This is a genomic window from Burkholderia sp. SCN-KJ (assembly GCF_024656005.1).
In the GTDB taxonomy this organism is placed as follows: domain Bacteria; phylum Pseudomonadota; class Gammaproteobacteria; order Burkholderiales; family Burkholderiaceae; genus Burkholderia.
Genome location: NZ_JANKOG010000015.1, coordinates 1 through 15,670, shown reverse-complemented (window position 1 = coordinate 15,670; position 15,670 = coordinate 1). Strand labels below are relative to the sequence as shown.

Annotated in this window: 17 protein-coding genes; 8 read left to right on the top strand and 9 right to left on the bottom strand. The window is 68.1% G+C overall.

The genetic code is table 11. The features are described 5' to 3' along the window. Positions 1-12: 12 nt before the first annotated feature. Positions 13-618, bottom strand: coding sequence for a CDP-alcohol phosphatidyltransferase family protein (locus NQV17_RS23365; RefSeq protein WP_044848430.1), 606 nt, complete (start codon positions 616-618; stop codon positions 13-15). A 429-nt stretch (positions 619-1,047) separates the two neighbouring features. Here NQV17_RS23365 and NQV17_RS23360 point away from each other — a divergent pair, with 429 nt between their 5' ends. The 3 genes from NQV17_RS23360 (at position 1,048) to NQV17_RS23350 (ending at position 3,600) form a co-directional block, all read left to right on the top strand. Then, positions 1,048-1,680 carry a lysophospholipid acyltransferase family protein gene (locus NQV17_RS23360; RefSeq protein WP_124489497.1) on the top strand — a complete coding sequence of 211 codons (633 nt, stop codon included), beginning with the start codon at positions 1,048-1,050 and terminating at the stop codon, positions 1,678-1,680. Positions 1,681-1,716: 36 nt separating this feature from the next. Beyond that, positions 1,717-2,646 carry a phosphatidate cytidylyltransferase gene (locus NQV17_RS23355; protein WP_044848429.1) on the top strand — a complete coding sequence of 310 codons (930 nt, stop codon included), beginning with the start codon at positions 1,717-1,719 and terminating at the stop codon, positions 2,644-2,646. Between the two features lie 132 nt (positions 2,647-2,778). Then, positions 2,779-3,600 carry a carbon-nitrogen hydrolase family protein gene (locus tag NQV17_RS23350; RefSeq protein WP_257774046.1) on the top strand — a complete coding sequence of 274 codons (822 nt, stop codon included), beginning with the start codon at positions 2,779-2,781 and terminating at the stop codon, positions 3,598-3,600. A 52-nt stretch (positions 3,601-3,652) separates the two neighbouring features. Here the strand turns inward: NQV17_RS23350 and NQV17_RS23345 are convergent, their stop codons facing one another. Genes NQV17_RS23345 through NQV17_RS23335 form a run of 3 tightly spaced genes read right to left on the bottom strand, consistent with a single transcriptional unit; the run spans position 3,653 to position 6,665 of the window. Then, a complete protein-coding gene (locus NQV17_RS23345; RefSeq protein ID WP_257774159.1) occupies positions 3,653-3,964 on the bottom strand; it encodes a hypothetical protein in 312 nt (103 codons plus the stop codon). Next, positions 3,964-5,325: an acyclic terpene utilization AtuA family protein gene (locus tag NQV17_RS23340; RefSeq protein ID WP_257774045.1), complete on the bottom strand. Its 1,362-nt coding sequence runs from the start codon at positions 5,323-5,325 to the stop codon at positions 3,964-3,966. Before NQV17_RS23340 ends, NQV17_RS23345 begins: the two co-directional genes overlap by 1 nt. 41 nt (positions 5,326-5,366) lie before the next feature. Beyond that, positions 5,367-6,665: a CitMHS family transporter gene (locus tag NQV17_RS23335; protein WP_257774044.1), complete on the bottom strand. Its 1,299-nt coding sequence runs from the start codon at positions 6,663-6,665 to the stop codon at positions 5,367-5,369. 97 nt (positions 6,666-6,762) lie between these two features. On the opposite strand from NQV17_RS23335, the gene NQV17_RS23330 reads away from it, so the two are divergent. Then, complete coding sequence (locus NQV17_RS23330; RefSeq protein ID WP_257774043.1) at positions 6,763-7,659, top strand: LysR family transcriptional regulator; 897 nt, start codon at positions 6,763-6,765, stop codon at positions 7,657-7,659. Between the two features lie 39 nt (positions 7,660-7,698). On the opposite strand, the gene NQV17_RS23325 is transcribed toward NQV17_RS23330, so the two are convergent. Further along, the gene (locus NQV17_RS23325; protein WP_257774042.1) at positions 7,699-8,283 is read right to left on the bottom strand and encodes a flavin reductase family protein; all 585 of its coding nucleotides are present in this window, start codon (positions 8,281-8,283) and stop codon (positions 7,699-7,701) included. Positions 8,284-8,744: 461 nt separating this feature from the next. Here NQV17_RS23325 and NQV17_RS23320 point away from each other — a divergent pair, with 461 nt between their 5' ends. Continuing rightward, on the top strand, positions 8,745-9,905 hold the full coding sequence (locus NQV17_RS23320; RefSeq protein ID WP_124489503.1) for a porin: 1,161 nt from the start codon (positions 8,745-8,747) through the stop codon (positions 9,903-9,905). Here the strand turns inward: NQV17_RS23320 and NQV17_RS23315 are convergent. Further along, positions 9,893-10,261 (bottom strand): hypothetical protein, encoded by a 369-nt coding sequence (locus tag NQV17_RS23315; RefSeq protein ID WP_257774041.1) that lies wholly within the window; start codon positions 10,259-10,261, stop codon positions 9,893-9,895. The genes NQV17_RS23320 and NQV17_RS23315 overlap by 13 nt on opposite strands. A 77-nt stretch (positions 10,262-10,338) precedes the next feature. Here NQV17_RS23315 and NQV17_RS23310 point away from each other — a divergent pair, with 77 nt between their 5' ends. Further along, on the top strand, positions 10,339-11,598 hold the full coding sequence (locus NQV17_RS23310; protein ID WP_257774040.1) for a transglycosylase SLT domain-containing protein: 1,260 nt from the start codon (positions 10,339-10,341) through the stop codon (positions 11,596-11,598). Positions 11,599-11,619: 21 nt separating this feature from the next. Here NQV17_RS23310 and NQV17_RS23305 read toward each other — a convergent pair whose 3' ends face one another. Then, positions 11,620-11,955: a hypothetical protein gene (locus NQV17_RS23305; RefSeq protein ID WP_257774039.1), complete on the bottom strand. Its 336-nt coding sequence runs from the start codon at positions 11,953-11,955 to the stop codon at positions 11,620-11,622. 269 nt (positions 11,956-12,224) lie between these two features. Beyond that, on the bottom strand, positions 12,225-12,971 hold the full coding sequence (locus NQV17_RS23300) for a MipA/OmpV family protein (protein ID WP_257774158.1): 747 nt from the start codon (positions 12,969-12,971) through the stop codon (positions 12,225-12,227). 248 nt (positions 12,972-13,219) lie between these two features. On the opposite strand from NQV17_RS23300, the gene NQV17_RS23295 reads away from it, so the two are divergent. Continuing rightward, positions 13,220-13,948, top strand: a complete 729-nt coding sequence (locus NQV17_RS23295; protein WP_124523917.1) for a response regulator — start codon at positions 13,220-13,222, stop codon at positions 13,946-13,948. Further along, positions 13,949-15,289 (top strand): ATP-binding protein, encoded by a 1,341-nt coding sequence (locus tag NQV17_RS23290; protein ID WP_257774038.1) that lies wholly within the window; start codon positions 13,949-13,951, stop codon positions 15,287-15,289. Positions 15,290-15,374: 85 nt separating this feature from the next. On the opposite strand, the gene NQV17_RS23285 is transcribed toward NQV17_RS23290, so the two are convergent. Then, positions 15,375-15,670 (bottom strand): hypothetical protein (locus NQV17_RS23285; RefSeq protein WP_257774037.1); only part of this gene is annotated, 296 nt, incomplete at its 5' end.

Sequence of the window (15,670 nt, the reverse complement as noted above, 5' to 3'; positions counted from 1 at the left end):
CCCAAGCCGCCGTCAGCCGCCCGCTTCGGCAACGCCCGCCTGCACGCGCCGCACCACCGTCACGATCGACAGCACGATCAGCACGCGCCACAGCCATGCGGCGACGCCGCCGACCGGCAGGCCGAAGCCGATCCACAGCGCGAACGCGCCGAGCGCGAGCGCACGGTCGCTCTTGCCGAACGGGCCGTCGTAGCGGCGCGTCGCGCCGGCGAGCGGGCCGATCAGCCCCGCGCATTCGACGATGATCGCCGTCAGCGCGAACAGCCAGACGTCGGCCGGCGCGAACGCGGGAATCGCGAGGAACGGCAGCACGAGCGCGACGTCCGACACGATGTCGCCGAGCTCGTTCAGGTACGCGCCGAGCGTGCTCTTCTGCCCGTGCTCGCGGGCGAGCATGCCGTCGATCGCGTTGAGCGCCATCCGCACGAACAGCCAGATCGGGATCAGCAGGAACAGCACGCGGGCGAACACGCCGAGCCCCGCGAGCGCGCCGACGACGATCGAGCCGCCGGCCGCGAACAGCGTGACCTGGTTGGCCGTGACGCCGCGTTCGGCAAGCGAATCCGCGAACGGACGCAGACGGTTCTGGAATTTCGGTTTGAGTGCGTAGAGGCTCATCGTTTTATTGGTTCGGCACGTTCGGATACGTTCGTCGCCGCCATGCCCCGGGCGGCGGCTTTCGACAGGTGGTCGTAATCGTCGCCGAGCGGCCCCGATGCGTCAAGCCGCCCCCCCGCGCCGGGCAATCTGGCGTTTTCGACGGAAACTCGCGATAATCCGCTGGCCCGTGAGCGCAGCAATTCACTCGAACTGTCGCCGGGCGCTCGTGCAACAGCCGATTATCACGCCGTCGAACGGCGCATTCGCCGCAGCGCAACGTCTGCCGGCGCATCGTCCGATGATCGCGGCCCTGCGACAGGCAGCCACGAATTTGAAAAAACTTGAACAATGGCCGTCCGGCGCGCATCCTGCCGCGCCGGCATTCCGGGATTCCGCCCGCCGCGCGTGCGCGGCCGCGCGGGCATGCACGCAGGAGGCGCGGCGCCGATGAACATCCTGAACATCTGGCAGCGCGATTTCCTGCTGTCGATCGTGCGGCTCGTCGCCGGCGCGTATCCGGTCTGGCATCAGGCGCCGCCTTCCCCGACGCAGAAAATCTACTTCTCGAACCACACGAGCCACATCGACACGCTCGCGATCCTCGCCGCGCTGCCGCGCGACGTGCGCGCGGTCGTGCGGCCCGTCGCCGCGCGCGACTACTGGGACAGCGGCGACCTGAAGCGCCACATCGCGCAGAAGCTGCTGAACGTCGTGCTGATCGACCGTCACCGCGAGAGCGGCGGCGACCCGCTGGACCCGGTGCGCGATGCCTTGCGGCAAGGCCACTCGATCATCATCTTCCCGGAAGGCACGCGCGGCGCCGACGTGTTGCCGCAGCCGTTCAAGAGCGGCCTGTTCCATCTCGCGACCGAGTTTCCGAACGTCGCGCTCGCGCCGGTCTATCTGGAGAACCTGCAGCGCATCATGCCGAAGGGCGCGATCTGGCCCGTGCCGCTGATCTGCAAGGTGCACTTCGGCGCGAACGACGCGCTCGGCGCCGGCGAAGACAAGCCGACCTTCCTCGCCCGCATGCGCGACGCGATCGTCGCTCTCGCGCCGCCGCAGCGTCCGGCCGGCTGAACGCGGCACCCTCCTCCCCCTTTTCCGGACCTCTTCATGCGAACTCTCTTCTGGGAACTGGTCGCGGGCGTCACCGGCGTGCTGGTGCTCGCGACCGTGATCGGCGCGATCCTCGGCGCGCGCAGCGGCGGCGCGAGCGCGACCATCGTCAACCTGAACCAGCGCATCCGCGCGTGGTGGGCGATGATCGCGATCATGGTCATCGCGATCAGCCTCGGCAACAACGTCACGTATCTGGTGTTCGCGCTGCTGTCGTACCTGACGCTGCGCGAGTTCATCACGCTCACGCCGACGACCGCGAGCGACCATACGACGCTCTTCATCGCGTTCTTCGTCGCGATTCCGGTGCAGTACCTGCTGCTCGGGATCAACTGGTACGGGATGTATTCGATCTTCGTGCCGGTGCACCTGTTCTTCGCGATGTCGCTGGTGTCCGCGCTCACGCAGGACACGCGCGAATTCCTGAGCCGCAACGCGAAGATCAACTGGGCGCTGATGGTGTGCGTGTACGGGCTGAGCCATGCGCCGGCCGTGCTGATCCTCGACATTCCGCGCTACGCCGGGCAGAACGCGCTGCTGCTGTTCTTCTTCCTGTTCGTCGTGCAGATCAGCGACGTGCTGCAGTACGTGGTCGGCAAGCTGTGCGGGCGCCGCAAGATCGCGCCGCAGCTGTCGCCGTCGAAGACGGTCGAAGGCTTCGTCGGCGGCGGCCTGCTCGCGACGCTGTGCGGCGCGTCGCTGTATCGCGTGACGCCGTTCAGCTTCGGCGCGGCGTTCGGGATCTCGCTCGCGATCGTGATCGCGGGCTTCGTCGGCGGCCTCGTGCTGTCGGCCGTGAAGCGCTCGCTCGGCACCAAGGACTGGGGTTCGATGATCGCGGGCCACGGCGGGATGCTCGATCGCGTCGACTCGGTCTGCTTCGCGGCGCCGGTGTTCTTCCACCTCGTGCGCTACCTGTACGTGTGATGCGCGGGCGGCGCGGCATCGCAAGCGCTAACGCGTCGGCGGGATGGGAAACCGGCGCGTTCGGCGCATACTGACGCTCATCCCCACCCTTGCGCGGCATCGCGCGACGAGCCACTGCCACCGAACCCACCCATGAAACTGAAGCTCGACATCGTGCAGCTCGCCGGCCGCGACGGCGACACACCGTACAACCTGCGCCGCACGCTCGACGCCATCGCGAGCTGCGCGCCCGGCACCGACATCGTGATGTTTCCGGAAGCGCAGCTCACCGGCTTTCTCGATCCGTCGAATCTCGCGCGCATGGCCGAGCCGCTCGACGGCCCGAGCATCGGCGCGGTGATCGCGGCCGCGCGGGCGCGTAACGTCGCGGTGGTGGCCGGGCTGATCGAGAACGACGGCGGGCGCTTCTACAACACGACCGTGTTCGTCACGCCGGACGGCATCGCGCTGCGCTATCGCAAGACACATCTGTGGCTGAGCGAGCGCGACGTCGTGCTGCCCGGCGACCGCTACGCGAGCGTCGAATGGCGCGGCGTGCGGATCGGCCTCTTGATCTGCTACGACAGCGAATTTCCGGAAACCGGCCGCGCGCTTGCGGCGCTCGGCACGCAGCTGATCCTCGTGACCGACGGCAACATGGAGCCGTACCGTCAGGTGCATCGCACGTCGGTCTCGGCCCGCGCGATGGAAAACCAGGTGTTCGCGGTCGTCGCGAACCGCGTCGGCGCAGGTGCGCACGACGTCGTGTTCGCGGGCGGCAGCCTCGCGGCCGATCCGTTCGGAAACCTGATCTTCGAAGCCGGCAACGGCGAATCGCGCCACACGGTCGAACTCGATCTCGACCAGATCGCCGCGTCGCGCGCGCTCTACGACTATCGCGCGGATCAGCGCCTGCACATCGCGGGCGAACGCATCGAGCACGCGGACGGGCGTCGCGAGTGGTTGATTCCGTGAGCATGAACCTGGCGGCGAACGCGGCCGGTTGGCGATGCACGCCGCCACGTCGTCACGCCGGCTCCGGCACATCGATCGCCAGCAACACCGAGCTGACCGACTTGCCGTGCGCATCGAGCGCGAGCGAACGCGTGACGCCGCCGCCGAGCGCATCGCGCAGCACGAAGTTGAACGCGGCAAGCGCCGGCAGCTCGTAGCGCACGACGTCGCCGTGCACGATGCCCTCGAGCCATCCCTTCACCGCGGCCGCATCGAGATGCGCGCGCAGGTGTTCGTAGTGACGCGGATCGCGGCAGACGACCGATACGTTCAGCGTATTGCCCTTGTCGCCGGTGCGCGCATGCGCCAGTTCACGCAATTGCATCATGCCTCCACGAAAGAAAACGACGGTGTCACGGCCGTGCGCGGCAGCAGCACCGACTGCACCGCGATCACCTCGCGCGTCGACTTGAACGCACCGCCGCCGCCGGCCGGCCCGTTCGTATAGAGCGTCTCGACTTCGTTGCCGATCCGCGCGGCCTCGGCGGCGCTCGCCGCACGGCCGGCCACCCGCACGCGGACTTCGGCCGGCTCGCCGCGCACGGCGGGCGTCGCGTCGCCGTACAGCGCATCCACGCCGATCAAATCGAAACGCAGTTCGGTCGCGGCCACGCCCGTCAGCGCGAGCCGCTCGCGGACGATGTCGAGCGCGAGCCGCGCGCGTTCCAGCGCGCCCGGCCCGCCATACGAGATCTGCCCTTCGCCGATATGGCCATCGACGTACGCGACCGACACCTTCAGCGTCCCGGTGCGTGCGCTGCCGCGCCCGCCCGTCACGCGCACGCGGTCCGGCGCCTCCTCCGCAACCGCCACCCGCGTGAAATCCGCGACGACGTCGGGCTGCAGGTAGCGCGCCGGGTCGTGAATCTCGTACAGCAGCTGTTCCTTGCAGGTCGCCGCGCTCACGCGGCCGCCCGCGTGCGGCACCTTGGTGATCACGACCGAGCCGTCGGCCGCGACCTCGCCGATCGGGAAGCCGAGCCGCGCGAGATTCGGCACGTCCTTGTAGCCGGGGTCGGCGAAATAGCCGCCCGTCACCTGCCCCGCGCATTCGAGCAGATGGCCGACGACCGTCGCGGCCCCGAGCGTGTCCCAGTCGTCCATCCGCCAGCCGAACGCGTGGATCAGCGGCGCGGCGAACAGCGACGGATCGGCGACGCGCCCGGTCAGCACGACGTCCGCGCCGGCCGCGAGCGCATCGACGATCGGCGCGGCGCCGAGATACGCGTTCGCGGACACGATGCGGTCGCGATACGCGGCGACTTCGTCGCCCGACTCCTCGAAGCGGAACGCGCCGCGCAGCACGACGTCGAGCACGTCGTCGCCTTCGACCGCCGCGACCTTCAGCCCCGCGAGGCCGAGCGACTGCGCGATCCGCGCGGTGCGCCGCGCGGCCGCGCGCGGGTTCGCCGCGCCCATGTTCGACACGATCCGCACGCGCTTGTCCGCCGCCACCGGCAGCACGGCATGCATGCGCGCGTCGAGCAGCGTATCGTAGCCGAGCGCCGGATCCTTGCGCCGCGCCTGCTGCGCGAGCGCGATCGTGCGCTCGGCCAGGCACTCGAAGACGAGATAGTCGAGCTGCCCGTGTTCGGCCAGCTCGACCGCGGGCTCGATCCGGTCGCCCGAGTAGCCGGCGCCCGCGCCGATGCGCACGCGCCGTTCGTGTGATGGCTTTGCTGTCATGTCGGTACCGTGATCCGGCGCTCGCGCGCCGGGAAAAAAAATCAAAAGACGCCCAGCACGACGCACGCGATCGTCATCACGATCGAGGCGCCGAACAGCAGCGGGAACGTGAACTTCTGGTGCTCGGCCAGCTCGATGCCGCACAGGCCGACGACGAGGAACGTCGCGGGCGTCAGCGGGCTGACCGGAAACCCGGTCGTCATCTGGCCGAGCAGCGCGGCCTGCCCCACATGCACGGCCGGCACGCCGAGCTGGCCGGCCACCTCGGCGATCACCGGCAGCACGCCGAAGTAGAACGAATCGGGATCGAACAGCATGCTGAGCGGCATCGACGCCAGGCCGAGCGCGACCGGAATGTGGCCGGCCATCGACGGCGGCACGAAGCCGACCGCCGCCTGCGCCATCGCCTTCAGCATCCCGCTGCCCTGCATGATCCCGGTGAACACGCCGGCCGCGAGCAGGATGCCGGCCATCATCAGCGCCGCGCGCGCATGCGCGTCGATGCGCTTCCTCTGCATGTCGACGTCCGGGTAGTTCACCATCAGCGCGATGCATAGCCCGACCATGAACATGATCGCCGGCGGGATCTTCTCGCCCATCACGACCATCGTGCCGAGCACGACGAGCGTCAGCAGCAGGTTGAACCAGAACAGGCGCGGCCGGCGCAGCGCCTGCTCGTCGGACGTCAGCGCGCGGGTCGGCAGCGGAATAGACGCATCGTCGCGCGACAGGCCGAGCCGCTTCTCCTCGCGCCGCCCGAGCCAGTACGCGACGCCGAACACGAACACGAGCCCGATCGCCTGCACCGGAATCAGCGGATTGAACAGCGCCGACACCGGCAGATGCAGCGAGGCCGACGCGCGGATCATCGGCCCCGTCCACGGCAGGAAGTTGATCCCCGCAGCCATCGACACGGCCGCGGCCAGCACGCGCCGGTCCATCTTCAGGCGGTCGTACAGCGGCAGCACCGCGGGAATCGTCACGAGAAAGCACACGGCGCCCGAGCCGTCGAGATGGATCAGCAGCGCGAGCAGCGTCGTGCCCATCACGATCCGCGTGGGCCGCGTGCCGACCGCGCGCAGGATGCGGTCGATGATCGGGTCGAGCGTGCCGGCGTCGGTGATCGTCCCGAAATAGAGGATCGCGAACACGAACATCCCGACCACGGGCGCGAGGCCCTTCAGCCCGTCGATCACGAACTTGCTGGTATGCAGCCCGAAGCCGCCGATCAGCGACGCCGCGATCGGCACGATGATCAGCGCGACGAGCGGCGACATGCGCTTGGACAGAATCGCGGCCAGCAGCACGACGATCGTGCCCAGCCCGAGTAACGGCAGCATCGGTGTCTCCTACCTTGTCTTTTGTTGGAGACGAGCGTAAGGTCGGCGCAGCGATAGCACAATTGAAATGATTTGATCGCAGCAATCACGAACCGTTATGGATCTGAACCTTCGCGACATTCGCGCGTTCGTCACCGTCGCGCAGGCCGGCAACTTCACGCGCGCCGCCGCGCGGCTGCACCTGTCGCAGCCAGCGCTGACCGTGCAGATCCGCCGGCTCGAGGAGATCGTCGGCGCGCGGCTGTTCGACCGCAACAGCCGCAGCGTCGCGCTCACGCAGACCGGGCGCGAACTGCTGCCGCTGCTGCAGCGCTCGCTCGACGACATGGAGCGCGTGCTGCGCGATGCGCGGGCGCTCGGCGAAGGCGCGAGCGGCACGGTGCGGCTCGCGTGCCTGCCGACGTTTGCGTCCAGCCTGCTGCCGGAGCTGATCCAGTCGTTCCGGCGCGACGTGCCGCGTGCGGGCTTCGACATTCGCGACGGCGTCGCGAGCCTCGTCACCGCGCTGGTGCGCAACGAGGAAGCCGATCTCGGGCTGACCGGCGGCGACGCGTTCGACGCGTCGCTGGACGTGCTGTACGCGGGCGCCGACCGGCTCGTCGCCGTGTGCCCGAAGGATCATCCGCTCGCGCGCAAGCGGCGCGTGCGCACCGCCGACGTCGCCGCCGTGCCGCTCGTGCTGACCGCACAGGGCACGAGCGTGCGCAGCGTCGTCGATGCCGCGCTGGAAGCGGCCGGCTGCACGCCCGACATCGCGTGCGAACCGACCTACATGATGACGGCCGTCGCGATGGTGCGCGGCGGCCTCGGCGTGACGATCCTGCCGGCCGCCGCGCGCGAGGTGCGCGCCGAGCCCGACCTCGTCGCGAAGCCGATCGACGACCCGGCGTTCGTGCGGCCGATCGCGCTCGTCGCGAAACGCGGGCGCACGCTGTCGCGCGTCGCGCAGGCGTTCGCCGACGCGATGCTGGCGGAATTGAAAAAGCGCGCGTGAACCGCGCGCCCGGAACGCGAACGAAAGCCCGCTTTCTGCCTACTGCGCGTCCGGATCGACATGCAGCGATTCGCCGATCGCATAGAAGTTGCCGCCGGCGATGTAGTGCAGGCTGCGCAGCGCCGGATCGGCCGATTCGAAATACCAGTGACCGTCGCGGAACACGCGCGTGTCGGACCATGCGCCGACCACCTCGCCGATGAACAGGTCGTAGGCCTGCTGGTTGTGCGGTTCGGGAATCAGCTTGCACGCGAGCCAGCCCGAGCAGCCGGCGACGAACGGCAGGTCGTGACCGGCGACGTCGAACAGCGTGACGCCCGCCTCGCGCAGCTTGTCCGGCGGCTCGGCGAGACTGTGACTGCCGACCGCATGCGTGAGCTGCAGCTGCGCGGCCGTCGGCACCTGGATCACGAAGGTGCCGCTGCGCTCGACCAGCTCGCGCGTCTTCGCGGACTTGTCGAGCACGACCGTCAGCTTCGGCGGCAGGAAATCGAGTGCGCAGGCCCACGCGGCGGCCATCACGTTGTCGACGCCGTCGTGGCGGGCCGACACGAGCACGGTCGGGCCGTGGTTGAGAAGACGGTAGGCTTTCTTCAGCTCCACCGGAGCGATGTGACTGTCCATGCGGGTTCCCTGGTGAGCGGCACGACGCGTGCCGGCCGAGGCCAGCATTCTCGCACTCCGTGCCGATCGCCGCTGACGGCGCGCGCGGGCGCGCTGCATCACGGTCAAATCAATCGCATCACTCGCGCGGCGCGCGCAATAACACACTCGGCCCGCATCGCGCGATTCGATTCGTTAAATAATCAATTGATGAATCGACGATCAATGCATCGTCGTCGAAATTCGACTGGAAATCGTGCGGAATTATCACGATTCCGGCAATACGCCGGTCGCGCCATCTCGAGATTCAAATCGATTGATACACGATTCTCAATAATGTGAATCTCTCAATGGACCTTGCCGCAGCATGCATCTGTCGGCTTTATGTCACATCGGAGAATTTCGTTTTTGCCGTTCGTCGGCGGCTCGGTAGTCTCCTGCCATTCCGGTTCAAGAAAACAGGCCAATCGCAAGGAGATGAAATGAAACGCACGACCCTCTCGCTGATTTCGCTCGCGTCGTTCGCGGCGATGCCCGCCGCGCATGCGCAGTCGAGCGTCACGCTGTATGGCGTGATCGACACGTCGATCACGTACGTGAATCACGCGCAGGGCAAGGACAACGCGTGGATGCTCGGCAACAGCAGCGCAGGCAATCTCTCCGGCAGCCGCTGGGGCGTGAAAGGCAGCGAGGATCTCGGCGGCGGGCTGAAGGCGCTGTTCCAGCTCGAGAACGGCTTCGACCCGAGCAGCGGCCGGCAGGGCCAGGGCGGCCGCCTGTTCGGCCGGCAGGCGTTCGTCGGGCTGTCGAGCGACCGCTACGGCACGCTCACGTTCGGCCGCCAGTACGATCCGCTCATCGACCTCGTGCAGGGCATCACCGCCGACAACTATCTCGGCAGCGTGTTCGCGACGCCGGGCGACGTCGACAACTACGACAACAGCTTCCGCGTCGACAACGCGGTGAAGTACACGTCGGCCGTGTATTCGGGCCTGCAGTTCTCGGCGATGTACTCGTTCGGCGGCATCGCCGGCAGCACCGGCGCCGCGCAATCGTATTCGGCCGCCGTGTCGTACAACAACGGGCCGTTCAGCGTCGCGGGCGGGTACTTCCACGCGACCAACAGCCCCGCGTCGAACGGGCTGCGCAACGGCTGGACCAGCTCGTCGGACGGCACCTTCGACGGCCCGATCAACACCGGCTACGCGAGCGCGCATTCGATCGGCATCGCCCGCATCGCGGGCCAGTATGTGGCCGGCCCGTTCACGTTCGGCCTCGGCTACAGCAATGCGCAGTACCGCCGCGACGCGAGCTCGGTGTTCAACTCGAACGAGCACTACAACACGGGGCAAGGCTTCGTGAACTACCAGGCGACCAATGCGCTGCTCGTCGGGCTCGGCTACAGCTACACGCGCTCGGGCGGCGATACGTCGGCGACCTATCACCAGGTGTCGGCCGGCGCGGACTATACGCTGTCGAAGCGCACCGACGTGTACCTGACCGCCGCGTACCAGCACGCGAGCGGCCAGACGGGCGACGGCAACGGCGGGTCGATGGCCGCGCAGGCGTCGATCGGTTCGTACGGCTATGCGGGCACGAGCTCGCAGACGATGGTCAACCTCGGCCTGCGTCACCGCTTCTGATCGACGATGGCCGGCTGCGTGCGGCATCGCGCGGCCGGCCGTTCGTTACCGGATTTCGGGAATCGAGGATGCATCGACACGGCGGCTGCGGCCGCCGTCGTCGTTTCCACGGCCCGCGCACCGGCCGCCGCGCCTTTCATCGTCCGTTTCGCTGCACCATTCATTGCCGCATTCGCCGCGCAACTGACGCGTGGCGTCAGTATTTCGATAGCGGCCGCACGCCGGCATGCGCACGATAATCGGCCCTTTTTACCGATTCCATCCTGTCGCATGGGGATACCGGCACCGGTGAAAATCCGCGATAAATGCGCGACAAATCCGCCGGCAAATGCAAAGGAAAGTTTGACGCGAGCCATTTGCCTGCGCGCTATGGCACACTTCGCGTCTGCGTAATTTCCTTGCACCGGGCGGCCGGATTCCGCCCCATCCTGCCATGCCGCGTCAGACTGCCCGTTCGATCAGCCACGCCACGCCGAAGATCGCCGCGACGATCGTGTTGTCGTGCGCGCTGCACGGGTTCGCGCGGGCCGACTGCCTCGACGACGCGGCCACGTTCCAGAAAGTGAGCGTGAGCCTGTTGCGCGGCATCGCGCAGGTCGAATCGGGGATGAATCCGAACGCCGTCAACACCAACACGAACGGCACCGTCGACATCGGCCTGATGCAGATCAACAGCACCTGGCTGCCGACGCTCGCACGCGAAGGCATCACGCGGGAAAGCCTGTTCGATGCGTGCACCAACGCGTACGTCGGCGCGTGGATCCTGTCGCAGAACATCCGCCAGCTCGGCGCCAACTGGAACGCGATCGGCGCGTACAACGCCGCGTCGCCCGACAAGCGCCTCGCGTATGCGCGCAAGGTCTATGATGCAATCCGGACCATGCCGGATTCGCCGGATACTCCCATGCCCATCCTTCCGCCCTCCTTCACGCCGCCGCAACAGGTGCAGGCGTACAACCCGTTCGCCAGCCTGAGCGTGTCGGCACCGCCGGTCGCACGGCCCCGCACGCTCGCGCCTGCCGCGCCGCCGCCGCAACCGCAAGGCGGGCCGGCCGGCCCGGCCGGCACGTACAACTTCGGCTGGACCGTCACGGGTGCCGACCAGGCCAAGCCGACCCAGGTGTTCGACGACGGCGCGCGGATCTACGTGCAGTTCAGCGACATGAAGCACGTGCCGGCGATCTTCACCGAGACGTCGTCGGGCCGCGTGCTGATGTCGTGGGAACTGCAGTTCCCGTATGCCGTTCTGACGCGTCCCGCGCAAACGTTGATCTTCCAGCTCGGGTCGTTCGAGGCGCGCGCGCAGCGCGGCGCGCCGGGGGCGACCGCTCAGGCGGGCGCGGCAGCCGCAGCGGGCACGCAGCGTTCGGGGGCGACGGCCGCCACGGCAGCGACGGCGACGGCGACGGCGACGGCAGCGCCCGCATCCAGACACACCGCCAATGCAGCGGCCAAGCGCACCGCATCGGCCGATGCGCTTTGGTATATCGACACGGCGTCCACGTCGGGTTCGGCGGCAAACTCGAGTCCGGCCAATACGGCGACGGCATCGACCGCATCGAACACGCCTGCGACGTGGCCCACCGCAGTGACGTCGAACACGCCGCCGCCGGTTGCGACACCTCAGGTGCCCACCGCGACGAAGCCGGGCGCACGCGTCAGCACCGACGCGCTCTGGTACATCTCGAAGTAACGCTCGGGCCGGCCCGATCCATCACCCGCGCCGCACCCAGATCACCTTGCCGTCGCGAATGCCGAGGTCGCGGCGCTCCGGGCGATAGTCCATCGTGCCCGGCAACGACTGGCCGTCGCGCTCGAGCACGCGCCACAGACAGCCGTCGAGCAGCGCGGCCGCATCGGCCTCGGTCTTGCCGATCAGCGCGTCGTCCGGCGTGGCGTCCGCCTTGCATGCGCTCACGCCGCCCGATGGTGCGCGGTTCGTCACCGCGCCGCCGGCGGTGGCGCTGGGGTGCTTCGTGGTCATGTCCGCACATCCCGCAAAGGTTGCGCTCGCAACCAGTGCTGCGAGCATCGCGATCGTGTTCTTCATCGGTTTCTCCCTGTCGCGGCCCGGCGCAGCAGGTGCGGGATGCGCGCACGCACCGGGCGTTGGATTCATTGGATTCCGCGCGCCACCGGCCGGTAAAGCACCGTATTGCGCGATCCGTTCGAGTCGAATCGGCTCCGCGCAGTCGCCTCGACAGCCAGACGCCGAAGCCGAAGCCGAAGCCGAAGCCGAAGCCGCCTTCATGTTACCGCACCGATCCGCGGCGAAGTCGTGCTCCCCGGACGGGGCGCTGGCGAATCATGCCGGCCGCGTCAGAACTTGTACGTCACGCCGGCCATGCCGTAGTAGTTGCTGCGCGTCTGCACGATCGGGCTGTCGCCGTAGCGTCCGAGCAGCCGCGTGAAGCCGCTGGTCGCATGCACCGACCAGTGCCGCGACACGCCCCAGTTCCATGCGAGCGACAGCGTTGCGCTGTCGACCCCGCCGCTCGTCGAATACGGCCTGAAGCCGCTCGCCGCCGACTGCGCGTCGGTCACGCCGTAGAACGTCTGCATGTAGCGCCCCGTGCCGGCATGCACGCTGCCGGTCACGACAATATCGTGGCGGCCGGCCTTGAATACCGGCACCGCGAGATCGACGTGGCCGGACAAGCCGCGCGACGTATGCGTGACCGGCGCGTCGATCGCGACGCTCAGTTCGCCGCCATCGAGCAGCTGCACGCCCGCACGCATGCCGACGAGCACCGAACCGGGGATCCGGCCCATCCCCTTCAGGTGATCCGAACCCGCCAGGTCGAAACGGTTTTCGTCGGAACGGCCAGCGGCATAGCCGAGCGCCGCCGACACGAACGCCCCGTTCGGCAGGTTCAACCGGTAGCCGGCGCCGGCTGCCGTGTCGATGAACAACCCGTTGCCGAACATCGCGGAGAACGACGGCGCGACGACGGCCCGATACTGGTTGCTGCCCTGGTAGCGCGGAGCGAACCCGCCGCCGAGCGATATCGCGTACTGGTTTTCGGCGTGGGCAACGGCGGCAAGGGTCAGGCCGGCAAGCGGCATGCAATAGCGCAACGAGCGCAGCGAACGGAAGGATGGACTCACGATGTCGAGACAAGAGTGACGGAGCCCGAAGTCTAGGTACGTCGACGCGGCAGCACTGTCCTGAATCTGCGGCAAATGTGTGCTCAATTGTGATCGATTGTTCCCGATTGTCGTATCGCGACCCCGGCGGCCGCCACGCCGGATAGAATTCGCCGGCCGCGCATTCATCGGCATGGAGACGCTGGACGCGCGCATCCGAGGAGAACATGAACGACAATCCGCTCAAATACCGTGTGCTGCTGATCGAGGACGACGACCGCCTCGCGCAGCTCGTGCGCGAATATCTCGACAACTATGAATTCGCGGTGACGGTCATACGGCGCGGCGATCTCGCGGTCGCCGCGGTGCGCGAGCATCAGCCCGCGCTCGTGATACTCGACCTGATGCTGCCGAATCTCGACGGGATGGAAGTCTGCCGGCGCATTCGCGCGTTCACCAACGTGCCCGTGCTGATCCTCACCGCGCGCGCCGACGTGTACGACCAGGTCGCCGGCCTCGAAACCGGTGCCGACGATTACGTGACCAAGCCGATCGAGCCGCGCGTGCTCGTCGCACGCGCCCGTGCGCTGCTGCGCCGCGCGCAGCCTGCCGCGTCCGAACCGGCGGCCGACACGCAGCCGCACGCCCTCGTGTTCGGCGAGCTGACGATCTCGCCGCCGAACCGCACGGTCACGTGGCGCGGGGAACTCGTCGACCTGAAGACCACCGAGTTCAACCTGTTGCTGATCCTCGCGCGAGCGGCGGGCACCGTGCTGAGCCGCGACGACATCCTGAAGCAGTTGCGCGGCATCGAATTCGACGGGCTCGACCGCTCGGTCGACTCCGGCATCTCGAAGCTGCGCCGGCGCTTCGAGGACGCTTCGTCGGAGCCGCAACGGATCAAGACGATCTGGGGCCGCGGCTACCTGTTCAGCCCTTCCGCGTGGGACGACTAAATGCTGCGCCCGTTGATCAAGCTGTACCTCATCGTGATCCTGTGCTGTGCCGCAGCGATCGTGTTCATTCAATGGTCGTTCGACAGGATTTTCTACGAGCGCGTGGCGCAGGCGCAGCGCAACGCGCTGACCACTTACGCGTTCGTGCTGAACGATTACCTCGAACGCCATCCGGGCGGCAAGCGCAGCCTCGCGCTGCGTGAACTCGCGCAGCACGGCAACGAGCGATTCGGTTTCGTGACGATGGCCGACGCCCGTGCGCAACTGCGCGGCGCGCCGCTGCGCGATCTGGACGCCGGCCGGATCGCGATCAGTTTCGACCGCCGGAACTACTACATGCCGCTCGCGGACGGCTCGGTCCTGCACGCCCGCCCGATCGCACCGGCCGACCTCGACATCCAGATCTACGCATACGGGATGACCGCACTCGCGGCACTGTTCGCCGTCGCGCTGTGGACCTCGTATCACTGGCGCGACCTGCGCAAGCTGCAGGCCGCCGCGCACGCGTTCGGCGCGGGCAACCTGTCGACGCGCGTGAAGCTGTCCGGGCGCTCGAACATCTATGCGCTGTCGCAGCAGTTCAACGACATGGCCGAGCGGATCGAGGCGTCGATCAAGCAGCAGCGCGAGATGATGCACGGCATCTCGCACGAGCTGAAGACGCCGCTCGCGCGCCTCGAATTCGGGCTCGCGCTGCTCGCCGAATCCGACGAAAGCGGCCGCATGCGCGAACGCCGCGACGAACTGCGGCGCGACGTGCGCGAACTCGACGAGCTGGTGACCGAGCTGCTGACGATCGGGCGGCTCGAACAAGGCGCAAGCGAACTCGCGCCGATGGACGTCGCCGTCGATGCGCTGCTCGACAGCGTGGCCGGCAACGTCGCGAACGACATCGCCGACCGCGGCCTCACGCTCGGCGTGTCGACGACCGGCGCGCCCGCCACCCACGTGTGCGATCCGAAACTCGTCGCACGGGCGCTGCTGAACCTGATCCGCAACGGCGCACGTTATGCGTCGCGCACCGTCCTGCTGTCCGCGACGCACGACGCATCCGGCGCGCTGGTGTTGAGCGTCGACGACGACGGTCCCGGCATCCCGGTCGCCGAACGCGCGCGTGTGTTCGAACCGTTCCAGCGGCTCGACTCGAGCCGCGACCGGCAGACCGGCGGGTTCGGGCTCGGGCTCGCGATCGTGCGCCGTGTCGCGCTCGTGCACGGCGGCGACGTGCGGCTCGAGGATTCGCCGCTCGGCGGCGCACGCTTCGTGATTTCGTTGCCGGCGCGGGCATTGCCGGAATTCCTCGGCGACACGCCACCGCGCACGGAGCACTCTCGCATCTAAACACTCTCTCCCGGGGCCGGCCGCCGCGCCGCTCGATCGGTGAATGCGCGGCAACCGTCGCCTTCACACCTGTCAGTGCTCCTGATCATGCCGCAAATGGTAGCGGCACGCCGCGCCCGGTCGCGCCCGCATGCCGTTCGATGAACGAGAACACTATGTTCTGTCCGCGCGCGCTACGCACCGACGCGCGAATCGCATAAGCTGACGACACTCGCCGGCACCCGAATCCGGCGAATCGCCAGGCGCGCGCCGCGTCGAGGTCGCGCCGCACCGTCGCGCTTCGATCGTCGCGGCACCGCACCGCAGCAGAATCGCATCGCGTCCGCACGACGGGGCGGCGCGATCGTGATCCCCAGCCGCCCACCACCCTGATCTGGAGAG

Bases quoted from the DNA above. Each gene is read 5' to 3' on its own strand.
- NQV17_RS23360 (WP_124489497.1), top strand. From the start codon at position 1,048: ATGAACATCCTGAACATCTGGCAGCGCGATTTCCTGCTGTCGATCGTG.
- NQV17_RS23350 (WP_257774046.1), top strand. From the start codon at position 2,779: ATGAAACTGAAGCTCGACATCGTGCAGCTCGCCGGCCGCGACGGCGAC.
- NQV17_RS23300 (WP_257774158.1), bottom strand. From the start codon at position 12,971: ATGCCGCTTGCCGGCCTGACCCTTGCCGCCGTTGCCCACGCCGAAAAC.
- NQV17_RS23340 (WP_257774045.1), bottom strand. From the start codon at position 5,325: ATGACAGCAAAGCCATCACACGAACGGCGCGTGCGCATCGGCGCGGGC.
- NQV17_RS23315 (WP_257774041.1), bottom strand. From the start codon at position 10,261: ATGGCTCGCGTCAAACTTTCCTTTGCATTTGCCGGCGGATTTGTCGCG.
- NQV17_RS23325 (WP_257774042.1), bottom strand. From the start codon at position 8,283: ATGGACAGTCACATCGCTCCGGTGGAGCTGAAGAAAGCCTACCGTCTT.
- NQV17_RS23290 (WP_257774038.1), top strand. From the start codon at position 13,949: ATGCTGCGCCCGTTGATCAAGCTGTACCTCATCGTGATCCTGTGCTGT.
- NQV17_RS23330 (WP_257774043.1), top strand. From the start codon at position 6,763: ATGGATCTGAACCTTCGCGACATTCGCGCGTTCGTCACCGTCGCGCAG.
- NQV17_RS23320 (WP_124489503.1), top strand. From the start codon at position 8,745: ATGAAACGCACGACCCTCTCGCTGATTTCGCTCGCGTCGTTCGCGGCG.
- NQV17_RS23310 (WP_257774040.1), top strand. From the start codon at position 10,339: ATGCCGCGTCAGACTGCCCGTTCGATCAGCCACGCCACGCCGAAGATC.
- NQV17_RS23305 (WP_257774039.1), bottom strand. From the start codon at position 11,955: ATGAAGAACACGATCGCGATGCTCGCAGCACTGGTTGCGAGCGCAACC.
- NQV17_RS23365 (WP_044848430.1), bottom strand. From the start codon at position 618: ATGAGCCTCTACGCACTCAAACCGAAATTCCAGAACCGTCTGCGTCCG.
- NQV17_RS23355 (WP_044848429.1), top strand. From the start codon at position 1,717: ATGCGAACTCTCTTCTGGGAACTGGTCGCGGGCGTCACCGGCGTGCTG.
- NQV17_RS23335 (WP_257774044.1), bottom strand. From the start codon at position 6,665: ATGCTGCCGTTACTCGGGCTGGGCACGATCGTCGTGCTGCTGGCCGCG.
- NQV17_RS23345 (WP_257774159.1), bottom strand. From the start codon at position 3,964: ATGCAATTGCGTGAACTGGCGCATGCGCGCACCGGCGACAAGGGCAAT.
- NQV17_RS23295 (WP_124523917.1), top strand. From the start codon at position 13,220: ATGAACGACAATCCGCTCAAATACCGTGTGCTGCTGATCGAGGACGAC.